Annotated in this window: 11 protein-coding genes; 1 reads left to right on the top strand and 10 read right to left on the bottom strand. The window is 71.4% G+C overall.

The features are described from left to right. Nucleotides 1–175 precede the first annotated feature (175 nt). The 8 genes from ACFU5F_RS27820 to ACFU5F_RS27785 all read right to left on the bottom strand — a co-directional run bounded on the left by ACFU5F_RS27820 (nt 176) and on the right by ACFU5F_RS27785 (nt 13,626). A complete protein-coding gene (locus ACFU5F_RS27820) occupies nt 176–2,650 on the bottom strand; it encodes a CBM35 domain-containing protein (protein WP_383892727.1) in 2,475 nt (824 codons plus the stop codon). A 585-nt stretch (nt 2,651–3,235) separates the two neighbouring features. Then, the gene (locus ACFU5F_RS27815; RefSeq protein WP_383892724.1) at nt 3,236–4,276 is read right to left on the bottom strand and encodes a LacI family DNA-binding transcriptional regulator; all 1,041 of its coding nucleotides are present in this window, start codon (nt 4,274–4,276) and stop codon (nt 3,236–3,238) included. A gap of 316 nt (nt 4,277–4,592) precedes the next feature. After that, complete coding sequence (locus tag ACFU5F_RS27810; RefSeq protein ID WP_383892721.1) at nt 4,593–5,345, bottom strand: hypothetical protein; 753 nt, start codon at nt 5,343–5,345, stop codon at nt 4,593–4,595. Nucleotides 5,346–5,472: 127 nt separating this feature from the next. Then, complete coding sequence (locus tag ACFU5F_RS27805) at nt 5,473–7,464, bottom strand: beta-galactosidase (RefSeq protein ID WP_383892718.1); 1,992 nt, start codon at nt 7,462–7,464, stop codon at nt 5,473–5,475. After that, complete coding sequence (locus ACFU5F_RS27800) at nt 7,464–9,686, bottom strand: 1,4-beta-glucanase (RefSeq protein ID WP_383892715.1); 2,223 nt, start codon at nt 9,684–9,686, stop codon at nt 7,464–7,466. Before ACFU5F_RS27800 ends, ACFU5F_RS27805 begins: the two co-directional genes overlap by 1 nt. Before the next feature lie 230 nt (nt 9,687–9,916). Continuing rightward, entirely contained in the window at nt 9,917–10,879 is a 963-nt protein-coding gene (locus tag ACFU5F_RS27795; protein WP_383892712.1) for a carbohydrate ABC transporter permease, read from the bottom strand. Next, nucleotides 10,876–11,910, bottom strand: a complete 1,035-nt coding sequence (locus ACFU5F_RS27790; protein ID WP_383892709.1) for an ABC transporter permease — start codon at nt 11,908–11,910, stop codon at nt 10,876–10,878. The genes ACFU5F_RS27795 and ACFU5F_RS27790 overlap by 4 nt, the downstream gene beginning before the upstream one ends. 27 nt (nt 11,911–11,937) lie before the next feature. Next, nucleotides 11,938–13,626 carry an extracellular solute-binding protein gene (locus ACFU5F_RS27785; protein ID WP_383892707.1) on the bottom strand — a complete coding sequence of 563 codons (1,689 nt, stop codon included), beginning with the start codon at nt 13,624–13,626 and terminating at the stop codon, nt 11,938–11,940. A gap of 379 nt (nt 13,627–14,005) precedes the next feature. Here ACFU5F_RS27785 and ACFU5F_RS27780 point away from each other — a divergent pair, with 379 nt between their 5' ends. Beyond that, complete coding sequence (locus tag ACFU5F_RS27780) at nt 14,006–16,858, top strand: glycoside hydrolase family 3 C-terminal domain-containing protein (protein ID WP_383892704.1); 2,853 nt, start codon at nt 14,006–14,008, stop codon at nt 16,856–16,858. Nucleotides 16,859–17,016: 158 nt separating this feature from the next. On the opposite strand, the gene ACFU5F_RS27775 is transcribed toward ACFU5F_RS27780, so the two are convergent. Next, entirely contained in the window at nt 17,017–18,468 is a 1,452-nt protein-coding gene (locus ACFU5F_RS27775) for an aldehyde dehydrogenase family protein (RefSeq protein WP_383892701.1), read from the bottom strand. 340 nt (nt 18,469–18,808) lie between these two features. Continuing rightward, nucleotides 18,809–20,479: a PucR family transcriptional regulator gene (locus tag ACFU5F_RS27770; RefSeq protein ID WP_383892698.1), complete on the bottom strand. Its 1,671-nt coding sequence runs from the start codon at nt 20,477–20,479 to the stop codon at nt 18,809–18,811. Nucleotides 20,480–20,576 lie beyond the last annotated feature (97 nt).

Genomic DNA, 20,576 nt, shown 5'->3' with positions numbered 1-20,576 from the left:
GTGCGGCGGGCCAGGGCCTTGCTGACGGATCTCCGCGGCGTCGCGACGCCCGGCACGCCCTCTCGCCACACCGGGCCAAAGCCCACGTACGTCCAGTACGAGGTCTTCCGCCCGGCACGCCGAGAGCACGCACCGAACGCCGCTCCTTCTCCCACGGAGACCCGTCAGAAGGCCCCTAGCCGATGACCCGGCCCACCTCGATCCGGTCGATGTTCGGCGCCCAGGCACCGGCGTTGCCGATGGTCACCTTGTTGGCGCCCTTCCTCAGGTCGACCGGGACGCCGACGGTCCAGTAGTCGTCCCAGCCCCAGGTGTTCTTGAAGGTGACCGTGCGTGGCCCGGCCGTCCCGACCGTGATGTCCGCCGTACGGGACATGATGTCGGTGTTGTAGGCGTGGCCGTTGTCGCGGCGGTCGTTGTGCGCGTAGTGGACGACCAGGATGTGGCGGCCCGCAGTGGGGGCGTTCACCGTGAACTCGGCTGTGCTGTCAGCGCTGTTGCCGAGCTGTCCGATGTAGGCGCCGGACGAGGCGTGCGCGGAGTCGACGAGCCTGGCTCCGCCGGTGAGCGTGGCCGCGGCGGCCTCGTAGGCGAGGGTGCCGGTGGCCGAGCCGGCGCCGGTGACGTCGAGGGAGCGCAGGCCGGCGTGCCTGGCGGTCGCGGTGATCCGGTTGTTGCCCGCCACCAGGTACAGCCGCAGCGGCCGCTCGGGCACCGCGGCCACCGACTGCCCGTGCAGGGCGAGCCGCACCGGCGCCGACGCCCGGGGGACGACCCGGTAGTAGCCGTCGCGGGGGGCGTACACGTCGAAGACGGCCCGGTCGCCGGAGCGCAGCACCAGTTCGCCGGTGCCGACGCCCTTGGAGGAGGAGTAGTCGTACGACGGCCTGCCGCTGATGTCGGCGAGGGTGGCCTCGTAGGAGGCGGCGGGCTCGCCGGCGCGGGCGGTGAGGTCGATGCGGTCGAGGGTGACCTCGGTGTCGCCCTTGGCCAGGGTCAGCCGGTGTGTTCCGGCGGTGAGCCGGACGGTGAGGTCCTTCTTGGCGCGGTAGGTCCAGTTCTCGGTGGAGGGGTAGGTGACGGTGACCGGGTCGCCGCCGTCGACCGTCAGCCGCTGGGTGGCCGGGGTCCCGGACTGGTTGCCGTACAGGATCGCCAGGTCGTAGGTGCCGTCCTGCGGGACCGAGACCGTGAAGTCGACCTTGCTGCCGGGCTGGTTGAGGGAGCCGACGTCCTTGGTGCCGGAGGCGGCGTAGCCGTTGGCGTTGCTCACCGTGCCCTGGGTGTAGACCTTGCCGTCGGTGATCGTGGCGTCCTCGGCCTCGTAGGAGGCGGTCCAGGGGACGGAGGGGGTGGCGGGGGTGCCGTGGCCGCCGGGGGTGAGGACGACGCGGTAGGCCGACATCCGGTGCAGGCCGCGCAGCGGGACGGTCACCGTGCCGTCGTCCGCGATGCTCACCTTCGTCCGGGACAGGACGCGCGGGGCGGCGTGCTGACCCTCGTACCCGGACCAGGCGGCCTCGGCGACGGTCGCGGTGACCGTGCGGCCGAAGAGGGACCGGGGGATCTTCCGGACCACGACGTCCGTGTCGTCGGCGGAGCCGCCCAGCAGGACCTGGGCCTGGCGGCGGGAGGTGTCGAGGGAGGCCAGGCCCTGGAGGGTGTCGACGGTGTTCGCCTGCGGCGGGGTGACCTCGACGGTGTCTCCGGTCAGGCCCGCGTACCAACGGAAGAACCACCAGCCGCCGTTGGGGATGTTGGAGCGGACGACGTTGCCGTCCATGTTGCCGGCCGCGTCCCAGTAGGCCTGGTTGGCGTACACCTTGTTCCGCTCGAACATCGAGACCCACTGGACGAGTTGACCGGGGACGGAGAGGTCGCGGCGGTTGGCGTACTCGTCGATGTTGATCTTCAGCGGGGCTATGCCCGCCGCCCGCTCCAGGGCCCGGTAGTCGTCGTGGTGGGCCTGGAAGTCCCGCAGGGAGCCGGAGCCCAGCTCGTGCCAGGTCATCACCTGGGGCAGGACGTTCTCGCGCTTGGCGAAGGCGAGGAAGTCCCTCAGCAGACGGGTGTGGTAGGCGGCCTCGTTGGGGCCGGCGATCCGCGCGTCGGGGTCGATGGCGCGGATGCGCTCGTAGACCGTCTTCCAGTCGCGGAAGAACCGGTCGCGGTTCACCTCGTACCGCGCCTGGTCGGCGACGTCGAGCTTGTACCAGATCTGGTCGGGCTCGTTGAACGGGATGTAGACGAAGCGGTCGCTGTTCGGGTCGGCCGATACCTCCTTGACGATTCTGTCGACCTTGGGGAGGTAGTCGTCGATGCCGAGGTCCTCGTACGGCCACTTGGCGTAGATGTCCTGCATCATCACGTTGATCTCGCCGCCGCCGTTGCGGAAGAACGACTTCGAGACGGTGAGCGCGTCGCCGTTGGGGTGCTGGGCGCCGCCCTCCGGCTTCTGCGAGATGCTGGTGATCTTCAGCGGGGCGAGGGCCGCGTCGCTGGGCACGCCGTCGTCGCTGAGCCCGTAGAGCGCGCCGTTGGCGCCGAGCATCACCGGGCCCTCGGAGGCGGAGAGGTCGACGGAGAGGCGCTGCGGGGCTGCTGGCGCGGCTGTGGCCGTTCCGGTCGCGGGGAGGGTGCTGCCTGCCATGGCGGTGACTCCAAGCAATGCTGTGACCAGGGCGGTTCTGGTGCGGGATCGCGTGGGGGTGCTCGTTCCGGTGTGGGGGCTCACGCTGCTGGACCTCCGGTCATATGACGGCTCCACTGGTGATTCCGGACACGCACTTCCGCCGGCCCACGAGGAGGACGGCGGCCATCGGCAGGCTCGCCGCCGCGACGTACGCGGGGGCGAGATGCCGGATGTCGGGGTGGAGCCGCGCGCTCGCGACCTCGTGGAGGCCGAGCGGAGGACGGCCCGTTCGCCGCAGCCGAGGACGAAGGAGGAGAAGCCGTCGCTCGTTTCGCCCCCTCGGTCCGTCCTCCTGCGGCGCCTCGGGGACGGCGCGGACGAGGCCCGTCATGGAGCAGCTCGCGGGGAGGGGAACATCCCGGTGTGGACGGCGGTCATTCCGGGCCCGGTCCCCGCCGGCCCCGGCCGACGCAGCCGGGCGCGTGGCTGAGGGCCGGCGTCGGGAGGGCTCCTGACTTCATCGCTCGCACGCCTTTCGAGAACGGGTGGTTCAGGGCGGGGCAGGATGCGGAACAGCGGTGCGCGTCCGGGTCGTCGCGGTGGTCAGCGCCTGTCCGGCGGCGGGCCCGCACTCTCCCGCACCACCAGTTCGGGCACGGAGACGGGGTGCGGGGCGATCTGCGCGGACTCCTCCACGACCCCGTGCAGCAGGGCGAACGCGGCCCGCCCGAGACCGGTGAAGTCGAGGCGTACGGTCGTCAGGGACGGGGTCAGATAGGCGGAGTGCGGTGCGTCGTCGAAGCCGGCGACGCTCACCTCCCCGGGAACGGACCGCCCCGCCTCGTGCAGCGCGCGCAGCACACCGAGCGCGAGGTCGTCGTTGCCGCAGAGGACCGCGGTGACCGACGGGTCCCTCGCCAGCCTGAGCCCGGCGGCGTGACCGCCCGCCGGACCCCAGTTCCCTTGCAGCGGACGGGGTTCCGGCGCCCCGGCCGCCCTGAGCGCCTGCCGCCAGCCGGTGGTCCGGGCCGCGCTGGTGCGCCGGGTGCTGGACGGGATCGCGACGTAGTGCACGGTCTCGTGGCCGAGGTCGAGCAGATGACGGGTGGCCTCGTAGGCGGCCTCGCGGTCGTCGGTCCACACCCAGGGGCGGTCGCCTCCGGGCGGGCTCGCGGGGGTCTCGACGACGCCGACGACCGGCAGTGCGGCGGGGACCGCGCCGAGGGCCGCCACACCGGCGGGGTCGTAGGCGATCACGATGAGGCCGCCGCCGGCGTCCGCCGCCCGCCGCACCTCGGCGGCGACCGCGGCCTCGTCCGCCGACTCCAGGACACCGATGCCGACCGCGTAGGACGCCGCCCGCGCCGCCTCCTCGATGCCCTGGAGGATGGAGGCGTAGCCGTAGTGCGTGGTGTTGGCGGTCAGCACGGTCACGGCCCGGGTGCGCCCGCTGGCCAGCGCGTGTGCGGTGGCGTTCCGCCGGAAGCCCAGCTCGTCGATGGCCGCCTGCACCCGCTCCCGCGTCGTGTGCTTGACGCTGGGGTGATTGTTGATCACCCGGGAGACGGTCTGGTACGAGACCCCGGCGGCGGTCGCGACGTCCCTGATGCTCGCCGGGCGTTTCGTGTGACCGCTCACATTCATAACAGGATTGTGACCGGTCACACGTGGGACGTCAAGAGAGAGCGCCGAAGGATGCGCACGGGTGCCTCCGGCGACGGACGGCGCGCGACAGGGCACTGCGGTGACGGGTGGGAGCGGCTCACGAGCGAACTCTACGATCCCGCGGGCGGGTTGACCGCCTTCGCTCAGGGGCGCGGCCGAGCGGTCTGCTGCCCCCGGGGGGTGCTGATCAGGCTGACGCCGGAGGGCGGGACCGGGACCGGGGCGGCCCGGGCCGGTGCCGCGCGAGGGTGCGGCACCGGCCCGGTCTCGTCCACGGATCAGCGACGCCGGTGCGTCAACTGCTGCTGACCGTCAGGTTGTTGGCGGTGAAGTTCAGACCGCCGGAGGACGAGGTGACCTCGAAACCGAACTGCACGTCGCCGATGGTCTCGTTGCCCATCCAGCCCTTGGTGTCCTTGATCCACTTCAGGACGGGGAGGATCTGGACCGTGCCGGAGGTCGAGTCCGAGGTGCGCAGGAACGAGATCACGTCCCAGTACGTGCCGTCGGACCGGTAGGCCCGGCCCTTGTAGACGTTCCAGCTGTGACCGCCGACCGACACGCTCTGCTGGAAGCTGCCGAGGGCGCCGACGGCACCGTTGTGATTGACCCAGAGCATGATCTCGTAGTCGTGGTCCGTGTCCCAGACGTCGTACGAGGTGTTGTACGCGCCCGAGGACGGGACCGTGACGTTGTAGCTGCTGTTGAGCGAACCGAGCGAGGTGATCGACTTGTTGATCACCTTCTTGGAGTTGGGGTACGACTTGATGCCGCCGGTGTTGGGGTGGTTGGCCCAGACCCCCCAGTTGGTACCGGAGTTGGCCCAGACGCACTGGCTGCCGGCGCCGGAGCCCCAGATGTTGTTGTAGAGGGTGTAGCCGTTGAGGCTCGTGTTGCCCCACTGGTCGCAGGTGTTCCAGACGGCGGCCGAGGCGGGGGCGGAGGCGAGGCCGACGGTGGCACCGAAGGCGAGGGCGGGGGCCAACAGGACCTTGCCGATCCGGCCCGGGGTGCGGGAGCGGGTACGAGTGCGGGTGCGTGTTGCCATGGGTGTCGTTCCTTCCATGGGTGGGGGGATGGGGTGGGGAGCCACCGCGCCCCCGGGGTGAGGACGCGGCCTTCTCCGGCGACCGGGTCGATCGCCACGCACGTTCCGGCGCCGGAGGAAGTCCGGGTTACCTCAGCACCGCCACGCCGTACCGGCCGAGGGACAGCGTGCCGGTGACGACCGCCCCCGTGAGCAGGTCGCGGAAGGTGCCCGGCACCTCGACGGTGACCGCGTCGCGGCCGTGGTTGAGCACGAAGAGCACATCGCCGCGCCGGACCGCCTCGACCCCGTCGGGCAACCGGTCCAGCACGGGCCGCACCCCGGCGTCGGCCGCGACGCGAGCCAACAGGTCCCGCAGCGCGGCCGGTTCCGGCAGCGTGGAGACGTACCAGGCACGGCCGCTGCGCAACACCGCCGGCAGCCCGTCGAGTTCACCGCCCTTGTAGGGGAAGATCTCGTCCGCGTCCGCCGCCTCGATCTCCTCGGACCACAGCGATCCCCGGAACACGCCCCGGGGACCCTCGCAACCGACCTCCTCCCCGGGGTCCAGCGGCCACCACTCGTGCAGGTTGCGGATGCCGAAGAGGTCGCGGAGCCGCGCGTCCATGCCGCCGGGTCGTACGCGGTCGTCCTCGTCGGCGATGCCGGTCAGGAAGCCGCTGACGAGGGTGCCGCCGCCCCGTGCGTACGCGAGGAGGTTCTCGACGGCCGCGTCGGTGAGCAGGTAGAGCTGCGGCACGACGACCAGCCGGTACCCGGAGAGGTCGTGCTCGGGGTGGGCGAAGGCGGTCGTGAGGTTCGACTCCCACAGGGCGCGGTGCCAGGACCGGACGACCTGGGCGAGGTCGACCTCGGACGAGAGCCGGCCCTCGTGGTCTCCGGCCCACCAGGAGTTCCAGTCGAACAGCACCGCCACCTCGGCGTGGAGGGGCCGGCCCGCCACCGCCGGTCCCACGGCGGCCAGATCGGCGCCGATCCGTCTGACCTCCTGGTACGTGCGCCCCTGCTCTCCCGCGTGAGGAACCATGCCGGAGTGGAACTTCTCCGCGCCCTGCCGGGACTGCCGCCACTGGAAGTAGCAGACGGCGTCCGCGCCCCGGGCGACCGCCTGGAGGGACCAGAGGCGGTTGAGGCCGCGCGGCTTGGGATGGTTGACGCCGCGCCAGTTGACCGGACCGGCCGCCTGCTCCATGAGCATCCACGGTCCGCCGCCCGCCTGGGAGCGGGTCATGTCCTGGACGAGCGCCCCGTGCTGCGCGCCGAGCGGGTCCCGCGGGTCCGGGTAGATGTCGACCGAGACGACGTCCTCCTCCTCGGCCCAGCGCCACGCGTCCTGGCCCGCCCACATCGGCATGAAGTTGGTGGTGACCGGGATGTGCGGGGTGTGCCGGCGGACGATGTCACGTTCGGCGAGGTAGCACTCCAGGAGCATGTCGCTCGTGAAGCGCTTGAAGTCGAGCATGTGCGTGGGGTTGCGCAGGTAGTGGGCGCGGCGCGGGGGGATGATCTCGTGCCAGCCGTCGTAGCCCTGGCCCCAGAAGGCCGTGCCCCAGGCCCGGTTGAGCGCGTCGAGGGTGCCGTACCTGCGGCGGAGCCAGTCGCGGAAGGAGCCCGCCGCCTCGTCGCCCCAGTCGTAGGTGCAGTACTCGTTGTTGATGTGCCACAGGATGAGGGCCGGGTGGCCGGCGTAGCGGGCGGCCAGGTCCTCGGTGATGGCGGCGGCATAGCGGCGGTAGGTGGCGGAGGAGTGGGAGAAGTGCTGGCGGGAGCCCCACCACTCGACCTGCCCGTTCTCGTCGCGCGGGAGGGTCTCGGGGTGGAGGCGGCCCATCCACGGCGGCGGGGAGGAGGTGGGGGTGGCCAGGACGACGCCGACGCCGTTCGCGTGCATCAGGTCCATCAGCGTGTCCAGCCAGCCGAACTCCCGTGCCCCTGGCCGCGGTTCGAGCTTCGCCCAGGAGAAGACGCCGAGGGTGACGGTGGTGACGCCGGCCTCCCGCATCAGGCGGATGTCCTCGTGCCACACCTCCTCGGGCCACTGCTCGGGGTTGTAGTCACCGCCGAAGAGGACCCGTCCGCGGGTGGCGTCGGCCAGGGTCGGTCGTGCCGGCCCGGACATCAGACCGGGTCCCCGTACTGGATGCCGCGCCCGTTCGTGGCCAGGTACACACGGCCGTACAGGCGCGGGTCGCCGGTGATGGCCTCGCCGGTCCAGCCCCACTGGTGGGCGTCGTCGTTGACGCGGGTCCAGGTCCTCGCGCCGTCGTCGGAGCGCAGGACGGCGGTGCCGGCACCCGTCGAGCCGACCTGGTAGACCGCCGGGTAGGAGGCGCCCTTGGCGGCCTTGCCGAAGCCGAGGGTGTACGAGGCCCGGCAGCCGTCGACCTTCGCGAAGGTCGCCCCGCCGTCGGTGGAGCGGTACAGCCCGTTCTCCTTCGCGCTCAGCCAGAGGTCACCGGTGCGTCCGGGCGCCGCGGCCAGCTTGAACTGGCTGTCCCCTCGCGGCAGTCCGGTCGCGCGGGCCACGAAGGTACGGCCGCCGTCGGTGGCGGCGTACAGCGTTCCCGTGTCGGTGTCGTACGCGTAGAAGAGGCCCGGGTCGGCCGGGTCGGCGACCGGTGTGGCGCCCTTGGGGAAGGAGGGGACCTCGGTCCAGGTGGCGCCGTTGTCGGCGGAGCGGTGGGCGGCGTACTTCGTGCCGTCCCAGTGCACGAACGACCACAGCAGCGCGGTGCCGTCGGCGTTGGTGGCGATCGGTCCGGGGGCGTCCTTGGCGATGCCGGGCTGGGATGCGAAGGGCACCCAGGTCCGCCCGCCGTCGCGGGAGCAGGAGCCGTTGCCGTGGTCGCCCCAGCCGGTGCGGACCACGTACGACGGCTTCGCCGCGGCCTGCGCGAGTCCCGTCGCCGTCGCGAACACGGGGTTGGAGGCCATGCCGCGCGAGGGGGACGCCGTGAGCCGCTCGTGGTACATCGTGCCGATGTCCCCGCTGCCGCTGATCAGGTGCGCCTCGCCGGTCGGCGGCGAGATCAGCTGGCGTACGGACGTCTCCTCCAGGCCCCGGATCTGCGGCGCCCAGCGCTTCAGGTCGCGGGTGCCGTAGAGCGTCGCGCCGGTGCCGTACACGAGGTGCTTCGAGTCGTACGGGTCGAGGGCGAGGGCCTGGATCCACCAGCCGAACTTCGGTTTTTCGGCGCCCCACTTGAGATACGGCGTCTCGGACACGTCAAGGACGGCGGAGTCCTTGAGGGACGTCCAGGTGCGGCCGCCGTCGGAGGTCCGGAACACGGTGTCGATCTCGGCCCAGCGGTTGTTGGTCGAGACGACCACCGTGCCGGGGCGCCGGGCGTCGACGGCCACCCCGCCGTAGGCGAAGGAGTCGGTGCCACCGTCGCTGGTGGTGCCGCCGGGCTTCACCGGGGTCACCTCGGTCCACTTGCCGGTGGTGGTGCGGAGCTTGTGCACACTGCCGTCGGACTGGCCGTTGGGGCCGGGCGCGTCGGCGTACGTCACGTACAGCTCGCGGGAGTGCCTGTCGTACGCGGCGCGGATCGGCACCCTGGCGGAGGTGCCGGTGGGACGGCCGGGGACGGCTTCCCAGGTGGTGCCGTCGCCGGTCCGGAAGAGGTTGGCGGTGGTGCCGTCGCCGTCGCCCCAGCCGGCGTAGACGGTGCGTCCGGCGGCGACGAGCAGGGTGACGCCCTGTCCGGAGGCGCTGGGGGTCGCCGGGAAGCCGGTCGCCGTCGCCCAGGTGGCTCCCCGGTCGGTCGATCTGAGCAGGCCGTCGTGCCGGGTGCCCAGCCACAGGGTGTCGCTGTCGCGCGGGTCGACGAGCAGGCGCTCGCCCGTGCCCCGGCCGTCCTCGTTGGCGCCGAGCTTGACGGTGAGGTCGGTACGGGTCCAGGTGGCGCCGCGGTCCTCGGAGCGGAGGATCGCGCCGTCGCCGGCCCAGGACTGGGTGTAGGTGCCGAGGGCGAGGTAGAGGCGGTCCGGATGGGCGGGGTCGACGGCGATGGCCTCCACGCCGAGGAGGTTCCAGTCGTCCCAGCCGAGGTGGTCGGTCAGCGGGGTCCAGCGGGCCTTGTGGTCGTCCCAGCGGTAGGCGCCGCCGATGTCGGTGCGGGCGTAGGCGAGGCCGCGCCTCGCGGGGTGGAAGAGGACGCCGGTGACGAAGCCGGTGCCGCCGATCACGGCGGTGCGCCATCGGTAACGCCCGGTGGTGGGGCGGTCGTGGACCCCGGTGGCGTGTGCCTGGGCTGTCGGTACGGGGAGGGTGGTGAGGGCCGCGGCGGCTGCGGTGCCGGCGAGTACGGTGCGGCGGCTCGGCTGTGGGGTGCGCATGACATACCTCGTTTTTACGGGGAGGGGGATGGGGGTGGGCGCCTAAGGAGCTCGGGGGTACGGGTTCATCGGCGGGTGCGGGTGGTGCGTGGTTGCTCGCGCAGTTCCCGCGCCCCTTGAAGCCCGGGGCGCGACCCATGCCGCCAAGGGGCGCGGGGAACTGCGCGAACAGCCCCCACTGCTCGCACCCGCCCCCGAACGCGCGCCCCCCGAGCTGTCAGGCGCCCCGGTCAGCCCTTGACCGCGCCGGTGAGCATGCCCTTCTTGAAGTGCTTCTGGACGAAGGGGGACAGGACGGCGACGGGGAGCAGGGCCATCACCATGACCGCCATCTGGATGGCCAGCCCCGACAGCTGACCGGTCCTGATGGCCTGGCTCAGCCCCACCGGGGCCTCCTGCTTCTGCACGAGCTGGATCATGACGTTCTGCAGCGGCATCATGTCCTGGTCGTTCAGGTAGATCGACGCGTTGAACCAGGCGCTCCAGTACCCGACGGCGTAGAACAGCGTGATCACGGCGAGGACCGCCCGGGACAGCGGCATGACGATCTGCCAGAGGATCCGGACGTCACCGGCTCCGTCGATGCGCGCGCTGTCGATGAGTTCCTGGGAGATCCCCATGAAGAAGCCGCGCAGCACCAGGATGTTGAAGATGCTCACCGCGCTCGGCAGGATCAGCGCGAGGTAGGAGTCCATCAGGCCGAGCGACTGCACCAGCAGATAGGTCGGGATGAGCCCCGCGCTGAAGAACATGGTCGCCAGCAGCGTCATCAGGATCCAGCGGTGGCCGAAGGACCCGGTGCGCGAGAGGCCGTAGGCGCACAGGACGGACACCGCCATGGAGAACAGCGTGCCGACCAGGGTGATGAGGACGCTGATGACCGCGGCGCGGGTGACCTGGCCGCCGCTGAGCAGTTCCTCGTAGGCGATGAAGGTGATGCCCTTGGGCACCATCACCAGGCCGCCCGCCTCGTCGATGGTCTTCCGCGACGACAGACTGGTGACGACCACGATCCACAGGGGGAAGAGGACCGCCAGGCAGGCGAACGACAGGGCGATCCCCTTGCCCGCCAGGCCGGCCTTCGAGGGCGCCTCCTCCCAGGACGGCCGGGGCGGGGCCTGCCACCAGCGGGGTGCGGGCTCCCGCCGGTCCGGCCCGGTGTCCTGACGCGGCCGCGCCATCACGGATGTCATTTCTTGTACACCCCCGCTTCGCCCATGAGGTGGGCCACCTTGTTCGCGGCGAGGACCAGGCCGATGCTGACCACGCCCTTGACGAGTCCGGCGGCGGCCGCGTAGCCGAAGTCCTGGTTGCGCACGCCGTTCCACCAGACGAAGGTGTCGAGGACCTCTCCCGCCCCCGGTCCGACGCCGTCGCGTTGCAGCAGGATCTGTTCGAACCCGACGGTCAGGGCGTCGCCGACACGCAGCACGAGCAGCAGGGCGATCACGGGACGCAGGGCGGGCAGCGTGACGTGCCACATGCGGCGCCATCGTCCGGCGCCGTCCATCGCGGCGGCCTCGTAGTGGTCCGTGGGCACCGACGCCAGTGCGGCGAGGAAGACGATGATCCCCCACCCGGCGTCCTTCCACACGCTCTGCGCGGTGATCAGGAACGCGAAGGTGTCCGGGTTGGTCATGATGTCGAGGCCGTCGTAGCCGTTCTGACGCAGCAACTGGGAGAGCATCCCCGCGCCGCCGAACATCTGCTGGAAGACGGCGATGACGAGCACCCAGGAGAAGAAGTGCGGCAGGTAGAGCACGGCCTGCGCGACGGCCCGCACCCGGGGCCGGACCACGCTGTTGATGAGCAGCGCGAGCAGGATCGGGATCGGGAAGAACAGCACGAGCTGGACGATGAACAGCACCAGGGTGTTCTGGACGGCGTTCCAGAAGGCCGAGTCCTCGAAGATCCGCTGGAAGTTCTCCAGGCCCACGAAGGGGCTGTGCAGCATGGAGACGATGCCGTTGTCGCTGATGTAGGGGTCGTAGTCCTGGAAGGCGACGATGTTGCCGAGGACCGGCAGGTAGTTGAAGACCAGGACCAGCACGACGGCCGGCAGCGTCATCAGGAGCAGGACGCGGTCGCGTCGGAACCTGAGCCGCCGGCTCAGCTGCTCCGGGGGACGTCTTCCGGGTGAGCCGGTGGGGCCGCCGGACGTCACCCGGGTCTTCTCCGGCGGGCTGGCCTCGGCTCTGCTGCGAGGCACCGTGCTGTGGGACACAGCCGCTCTCCTTGCCTCAGGGCCTGGTCAGCTCGCCGCCGAGCCGTTCTCGTCGAGGAGCTTCTTGTACCAGTCGCGCAGCTTGTCGCCGCCCTTGCTCTTCCAGTCGGACACGGCCTGCTGCATGTCGCTGATCTTCTTGTGCCCGCGGATGATGTCGTCCTCGAGCTGCTCGAAGTCGTTGGCGAGGTTGGTGTAGCGGGAGGGCTCGGTGATCTGCAGGCCCCAGAAGGGCGTCTTCGTGGTGAAGGCGCCCATCCGCTGCTCCCACTCGACCATGGCCTTGGTGTAGTCCGGCATGTCCGGGTGGGCGGTCGTCGCGGCCGGGCTCGCCACCATGACGTAGGCGTTGAGCACCTCGTTGTTGCCCTTGTCGTTCTTGACGGGGACGCCGTTCTTGATCGTGTAGTGCGTGCCCTCGACGCCGTAGTTGGTCATCATCCACTCCTTGGTGCCGTACGGCGCCGCGGTGACGTTGGCGATCGCCAGCGCGTCCCGGATGACGGACTCGGAGGCCTTCTTGCTGACGAAGGAGAAGATGCCGGCCGGGTTCCCGGCGTACAGCACCGGATCACCGCCGTCGTGCCCCCAGATGTCCATGCCCCAGATCTTGAAGTCGGGGTTCTGCGTGATCTGTGAGGCCTGCTGGCCGTACCAGTTGACGATGTTGTTGTTCCAGATCAGGAACTCGCCGGAGGCGAACTTGGGCGCCGGGTCGGCGATCTGGCTCTTGCCCAGCTTGAAGTTGGGGTGGACGACTCCGGCGGCGAACAGCTTGCGCGTCCACTCGATGGCTTCGAGGTACTCCGGGGTCTCGATGCGGTTGATCAGCTTGCCGTCGACCAGGTTCCACCAGAGCGGCTTCTCCCCGCCCCCGATCACCCCGAAGTTGTTCATCGCGGTCCACTTCATGTCGCCGCAGGCCCACCGCTTGGCCCGGGCGTTGGTGATGTCCTTGCACAACGCCATGAACTCCTCGGAGGACCGGGGGACTTCGTAGCCCTCCTCGTCGAAGATGTCCTGGCGGTAGAGGGGCACGATGGTCGCCACGGACGGGGCGGGCATCGGCAGGCCCATCAGCTTGCCGCCGAAGATGGAGCGCTGCCAGGCGTCGCTGGGGATCGCGGCGAGGTTGGGGTACTCCTCGACCTTGTCCCCGGAGAGGTACGGGCCGAGGTCGGCGAACTTCCCGATGATGGCGCTGGGTATCTTGCCCATCATGTTCCAGCCGGGGATGACGACCATGTCCGGGACGTCGCTGGAGGCGAGGACCGCGCCGAGTTTCTGGTCGTAGGTGTTGCCGTCCTGGTTCCGCCACCGGACGTCGACGCCGATCAGGTCGTTCATCGACGTGTAGTAGGAGTTGTCGCTCTTGGGCGGCGAGCCCCAGAACGGCGACATGATGGTGACCTTGCCGCCCTTGCCGAGCTTCTCGGTGACCGAGGTCTTGAGCGCGGAGCCGTCGAGCCGGGCGGTGAAGCCCATCGACGAACCGTTCTTCGACGGGATGTCCGGCTTCACCACGTTGCTGGCCGCGTACGCCGGAAGGATCTTCTTGGCGTCCTTGCCCGAGGTGGTGCCCTCGCGCGAGCCGCTGTCCGAGCCGCCGCAGGCGGACAGCAGGGGCAGCCCCCCGGCCACCGCTGCGGTGGCGACCGCCGTGGAAGCGAGGAAGCTTCTCCGGCTGGGGGAGGAGGGGGCGGAGTTCGGCGTCATTGCGTCAACCCTTCATGGCGCACACCAGGACACCCGGCGGTGGCCGTCGGCTGCGGTGTCTTCGACAGAACTGGCTGTGCAGAAGCGATGCTCGTCGGAGGGAGAGGGAGCACGCGAAGCGGTTCCCTCCGCAGTCGAAGCGCTTCGATGTTGCTGCGAGGTTAAGTGAACGACCGGGGGTGCACAAGGGTCGATTCGCAGATTCCTCGGAGGTGTCGGGGACTGGAGCAACCTCTTCCGATCTTCGCTCTCCACGGCCTGAATGACGGTGCGGATACGGATCTGTTGCGCCTTGGTCTCTTGACACCCACCCCACCGTCGAACCAGCATCGAAGCGCTTCGAAAGCACCTAGTCGCTCCATCGCAAAGGGATCCCCACGTGACCGCAGAGACGACTCCCACGCCACCCTTCCGTGATCCGCAGTTGCCGGTCGCGAAGCGCATCGACGATCTGCTCCAGCGGCTCACCCCGGACGAGCGGATCGCGTTCCTGCACCAGTTCGCGCCCGCCGTCGACCGTCTCGGGGTGGCCGCGTTCCGTACCGGCCAGGAGGCGCTGCACGGGGTGGCGTGGATGGGGCCGGCGACGGTGTTCCCGCAGGCCGTCGGGCTCGGCGCCACCTGGAACGAGGACCTCGTGCGCCGCGTCGGCGAGGCCGTGTCCAGGGAGGTCCGCGCGATGCGGGCCCACGACGACCGGGTCGGCCTCAACGTCTGGTCCCCCACGGTCAACCTGCTGCGCCACCCCCTGTGGGGCCGCAACGAGGAGGGCTACTCGGAGGACCCGCGGCTGACCTCGGCGATCGCGACCGCGTACACGCGCGGCCTGCGCGGCGACCACCCCACGTACTGGCGCACGGCCCCGGTCCTCAAGCACTGGCTGGCGCACAACAACGAGACCGACCGCTCCACCTCCTCCTCCTCGGTCCGCCCCCGGGTCCTGCGCGAGTACGACCTGCGCGCCTTCCGGGAGACCGTCGAGGCGGGCGCGGTGGCCGGCGTCATGCCCGCCTACAACCTGGTCAACGGCCGCCCCAACCACGTCTCGCCCCTCCTGGCCGAGCAGCTGCGGACCTGGACCGCCGAGCCCCTGCTGGTCTGTTCGGACGCGGGCGCGCCGTCGAACCTGGTCGACTCCGAGCACTACTACGACACCCATGAGGAGGCAACCGCCGCCTCGTTGCGGGCCGGCGTCGACAGCTTCACCGACCACGGCACCGACGGTTCCACGATCACCGGACGCGTCCGGGGCGCCCTGACCCGGTCCCTGCTGACCATGGACGACATCGACGAGGCGGTCCGCCGCCAGCTCTCCGTCCGCTTCCGCCTCGGCGAGTTCGACCCCGGCAGCGACCCGTACGCCGACGTCAAGGACTTCGACACCCCGGCCCACCGCGCCCTCGCCCGCGAGGCCGCGGAGCAGGCGGTCGTCCTGCTCAGGAACGAGGGCGGCCTGCTGCCGCTCGCCGCCGACACCCGCGTCGCCGTCGTCGGTCCGCTCGCCGACGAGTGCAAGCTCGACTGGTACAGCGGCACCCTGCTGCACCGCTCGACCCCGCTCGAAGGTCTGTACGACCGCTTCGGCGCCGAGCGCGTGACGTTCGCCGAGGGCGTGGACCGCGTACGCCTGCGGGCGCACTCCACCGGCGCGTTCGTGTCCGTCCCCGAGGCCCCGGAGGCCGCCGACGAGGTGCGCGGCGCACAGGGGGCGCTCGACCCGGCGCTCCTGGCCGGCCGCACCGATCTGTCGCCGCTCACCACGGACCCGGACGGCAGCGAACTGGCCCTCGTCGACTGGGGCGAGGGCGTGCTCACCCTCCGCGCGCCGGACGGCCGCTATCTCTCGGTCGCCGACGACGGATTCCTGCGCGCCTCCGCCGACCAGCCGGGGGGCTGGTTCGTCCAGGAGACGTTCCGCCTGGAGCCCTGCGCACCCCACGGAACGGGCCACCTCCTCAAGCACCTGGGAACAGGCCGGTACGTCACTGTCGGCACCGACGGGGTGAAGGTTGCCGACGGTGATCCGGAAACCTTCGACGTGGTCGTGACCGAACGCGGCGAGGCCGCCGTCGCACGGGTGGCCGCCGAGGCCGACGTCGTCCTCGTGGTCGCGGGCAACGACCCGCACATCAACGGCCGCGAGACCGAGGACCGTACGACCCTCGCCCTCCCCGCCCACCAGGAACGGCTGCTGCGCGCGGCCCGCACGGCCAACCCGAACACGGCCCTGGTCCTGGTCTCGGCCTATCCCTATGCCGTCGACGTCACCGGTCTGCCCGCCGCCCTGTGGACCGCGCACGGCGGCCAGGCCGCGGGCACCGCCCTGGCCCGGGTCCTCGCCGGCGACGTCTCCCCCGCGGGCCGCCTCCCGCAGACCTGGTACGCGGCCGACGCCGACCTCCCCGGCCTCCTCGACTACGACGTGATCGGCTCCCGCCAGACGTACCTCTACTTCGAGGGCACCCCGCTGTTCCCGTTCGGCCACGGCCTGTCCTACGCGGAGTTCGCCTACGGAAACCTGGCCGCCCGGGTGGACGACGACGGCCTGACGGTCTCCTTCACCGTCACCAACACGGGCGCCGTGACCGCCGACGAGGTCGCCCAGCTCTACGTCCGCGCCGAGGACCCCTCGGTCCCGCGCCCGCGCCGCGAGCTGGCCGGCCACCGTCGTGTGACCCTCGCTCCGGGTGCCTCGACGGAGCTGACCTTCCGGCTCCCGCTGTCCGTACTGGAGTTCTGGGACGTGGCCCACGGCACCTGGCGTCTGGAGCCGGGCGCCTACGAGCTGCTGGCCGGCGCGTCCAGCGAGGACGTCCGCCTCCGTACGACCGTCACCGTCGACGGTGAACCCCTCGCCCCGCGCCCGGTGCTGACCCGCGGCATGGACGCGGCGGACTTCGACGAACAACGTGACACGGAGATCGTCGACCGTACGAAGGTGTCCGGCGACGCGGTGACACCGGTGGGCGACGGGCCCGGCGAACTGCTGTATCGCGGCTGCGACTTCGGGGCGGGGGTCACCGAGGTGACGGTCGAGGCGGCGGGCGCGGGGAGCGTCGAGCTCGCGCTCGTCGACGGTTCGGCACCGACGACGCTGACACTCGACCGCCCCACCGGCAGCCCGTACGCGTACACGACCCTGCGCGCCGCGTTCTCGGCGGCGGGGACGCACGACGTGCGGGTGGTGCTGCGCGGCCCGCTGCGGCTGGCGCACGTCGGCTTCTCCGGCTGAGGGTCCGGAGCGAGCCGGCACACAGAAGGGGCCCGGCACCGGAAGGCATCGGTGCCGGGCCCCTTCGTCCCGGGATCTGACCCCAGACTACATGAAAATGATTGTCACAAGCTAGAGGTGGCCGGGAACTGCGGGCCGCCCGGCCGTTCCGACGGCGCTCAGAGCTGGAGCCCCGTCAGCACCATCACCCGCTCATAGGTGTAGTCGTCCATGGCGAAGCGCACACCCTCCCGCCCGACGCCGGACTGCTTCACCCCGCCGTACGGCATCTGGTCGGCGCGGTAGGACGGCACGTCCCCGATGACCACGCCGCCCACCTCCAGCGTGCGGTGGGCCCGGAAGGCGGTCTGCAGGTCGTGGGTGAAGACACCCGCCTGCAGGCCGTACTTGGAGTCGTTGACGGCGGCGAAGGCCGCGGCCTCCCCCTCCACCTTCCGTACGGTGAGGACGGGCCCGAAGACCTCCTCGCAGGAGACGTTCACGTCGGCGGGCACGTCGGCGAGGACGGTCGGCGCGTACGAGGCGCCGTCACGCTTGCCGCCGGTGAGCAGGGTGGCGCCGGCGTCGACCGCCTCCTGGACCCATGCCTCGACCCGCTGGGCGGCGTCCTCGCTGACCAGCGGGCCCACGTCGGTCGCCGCGTCGGACGGGTCACCCGTCACCTGCGCCTCGACGGCGGCGACGATGCGCGGCAGCAGCCGGTCGTACACGGACGCGTCCGCGATCACCCGCTGCACGGAGATGCAGGACTGGCCGCCCTGGTAGTTCGAGAAGGTCGCGATGCGGCCGGCGGCCCAGTCGAGGTCCTCGTCGCTCGCGTAGTCGGCGAGCACGACCGCCGCACCGTTGCCGCCCAGCTCCAGGGTGCAGTGCTTGCGCGGCGCCGAGTCCATGATCGCGTAACCGACCTTCTCGGACCCGGTGAAGGAGATCACGGGCAGCCGCTCGTCCTGGACCAGGGCGGGCATACGGTCGTTCGCGACCGGCAGGATGCTCCAGGACCCGGCGGGGAGCGCGGTCGCCGCGTCCGCGAGCAGGTCACCGATGATCAGCCCGGACAGGGGGGTGGCGGGGGCCGGCTTCAGGATGATCGGCACACCGGCCGCGATCGCCGGGGCGATCTTGTGGGCGCAGAGGTTGAGCGGGAAGTTGAAGGGCGCGATCCCGAGGACGACGCCCTTGGGGAAGCGGCGCGTGAGGGCGAGCCGCCCCTGTCCGCCCAGATCGGTGTCGAGCCGCTGCGCCTCACCGCCGTTGAACCGCCGGGCCTCCTCGGCGGCGAACCGGAACACCGAGACCGCCCGGCCGACCTCGCCGCGCGCCCACTTGATGGGCTTGCCGTTCTCGGCGGAGATCAGCTGCGCGATCTCCTCGGTCCGCTCGACGAGACTCCTGCTGACGTGGTCGAGCACGGCGGCCCGGACATGCGCGGGCGTCGCCGCGAACTCGTCCCGTACGGCGTACGCGGCGGCCACGGCCTCTTCGACCTGCTCGTCCGTCGGCACGCTCACCGTGCCGACCAGGCGGCCGTCCCAGGGCGACGTCACATCGAACGTGGTCGCACCGGTGGCCCGACGGCCGGCGAGCCAGAAGGCGTGAGTGGCGGTCATAGTCGATCCCGGCCCTTCGGTGGGTACACATGTCGTCTTCCGGCTCCACGGTAGGCCCGCGACGGCGGAGGACGGCTTGTCCGGGACGTATGAGTACGGCTTGAGGATGTGCCGGATTGGCGGGGTGGTCGGGTGCCGGTCCGGTGGGGCTTCTCGCGCAGTTCCCCGCGCCCCTAAAAGCTCAGGCCCTGCGGGCCTGAAAAGCAGAGGGCGCAGCCCTGCTTTTCAGGGGCGCGGGGAACTGCGCGACCAGCCCCCACCGGACGGACGTCTGGGGGCCGAAGGGGCGCAGCCCCTCAAGGATGGGAAGGGTAGGGGCGGCGGGGGCGAAAAAGACCCCCTACTCCCCCGCGGCAGCCGTCGCCTTCAACGCCAGCCACAACTCCATCCGCACATCGGGATCGTCCAGCGAGCGCCCCACGATCTCCTCCACCCTCCGCATCCGGTACCGCAACGTATGCCGATGCACCCCCAGATCGGCGGCAGCGGCATCCCACTGCCCGTGCCGGGACAACCACGCCCGCAACGAGGCGACGAGATCCCCCCGCCCGGTCGCGTCGTGCTCACGCAGCGGCCGGAGCAGACTGTCCGCGAACGCCCGCACCGCGTCGTCACCGAGCAGCGGCAGCACGGACCCAGCGGCCAGCTCCTCGTGCTCGACGAGACACCGCCCCCGTCGCCGTGCCACGGACAGCGCCTGCTCGGCCTGCTTGTACGCGGAGGCGGCCGCGATCGGCCCGGCGGGCGCGGACAGCCCGACGACCAGCTCCTCCTCCTCGACGGAGACGGAGACGGAGACCGGGACCTCGGCAGAGGCAGAAGCAGAGGCAGAGGCAGAGGCGGAGCCACCCGCCCCGGCCCCCGGATCCCGCCCGTCCGCCCGAGCCGTCTCCAACGCCACCGCGAACGCCCCGCACGCCGCGACCGCCGCTCCCCCGTCCACGGCGAGCACCACCAGCCGCTCCCCGTCCGGCACGACGAGTACGGCCTCCCCGGCCCGCGCGGCGGCGGCTTCCACCACCTCGACGAGCTGTCCGAGCAGATCACCGCCCGAGCGGACGACGACCGTCGGCCCCGAGGAGGACTCCGCGAGGATCAGCCGGAACGGGGCGTCCAGCAGCTCCCCGTACAGATCCCCGGCGACCGCGCGCGCGTGGTCGCACTCCCCGGCCAGCAGCATCCGCAGCACCGCCGCGCCGATCCGCTGCTCGGCGGCGTGCAGCGAGCGCGAGCGTTCCGTGGTGAGGGTCAGCAGGGCGATCGCGGAGTGCACGGCGTACCGCTCGGCCGTGCCGAGGGCCGCCGCCGTGCCGACGGCGAGGGCGGCGCGGGCCCGGCGCCCGGTGCCGAGGGAGTGCAGTTCCACGCGGTCCTCGCCGCCGACGACCGCGCTGGCCGGCGCAGGGCGGTCGCGCAGCCGTTCGACGTCGGCGGTGAGCCGGCCGGCCCGCCGCTCCGCCCAGTCGGGCGCCACCGCGACGACCGCGCCGGAGGCGTCGTACAGGGCGGCCCACCCGTCGACCTGCCCGGCGAGCGCGCCGAGCAGCCCCTCGGGACCGTCGGTCAGCGCCTGCCGGGTCAGTTCCCGCTGGGCGGCGAAGCCCGCCGTCACCGCCCGGTACTGCTCGGCGGCGATGGCGGCCGACACCGCCTTGCTGATGGCGAGGAAGGGCGTACGCCGGGGCACCTCCAGCAGGGGCAGCCCCTCCCCCCGGGCCGCGGCGACGAGGGCCTCGGGGATGTCCTCGTAGTGCACCCCGACGGCGAAACCGAGCCCGACGACCCCGGCGCCCACCAGCCGCCGCACATAGCGCCGCATCGCCTCCGGATCCTCCGCGTCCAGTGTCAGCGCGGTGATCAGCAGCAGCTCCCCGCCCTCCATGTACGGCACGGGATCGGCCAGCTCGCTGGCGTGCGCCCAGCGCACCGGCACGTCCAGGCGGTCCTCGCCCGCCCGCACGGTCAGCTTGAGCGTGGAGTGGTGGACGAGCGAGGCGAGCGTCGGGGGCATGAGACCTTCGGGTCGACGTGGGCTTGCGGCCACCGGGGCCTTCGGGTGACCTTTTGGCCGCCGCGTATGAACGACCTGTCCCGATTCTGCCTCACCG

The organism is Streptomyces sp. NPDC057438 (assembly GCF_042802995.1).
Classification (GTDB): domain Bacteria; phylum Actinomycetota; class Actinomycetes; order Streptomycetales; family Streptomycetaceae; genus Streptomyces.
The sequence above is the reverse complement of the archived record's forward strand: the minus strand, read 5'-3'. Positions and strand labels throughout refer to the sequence as shown.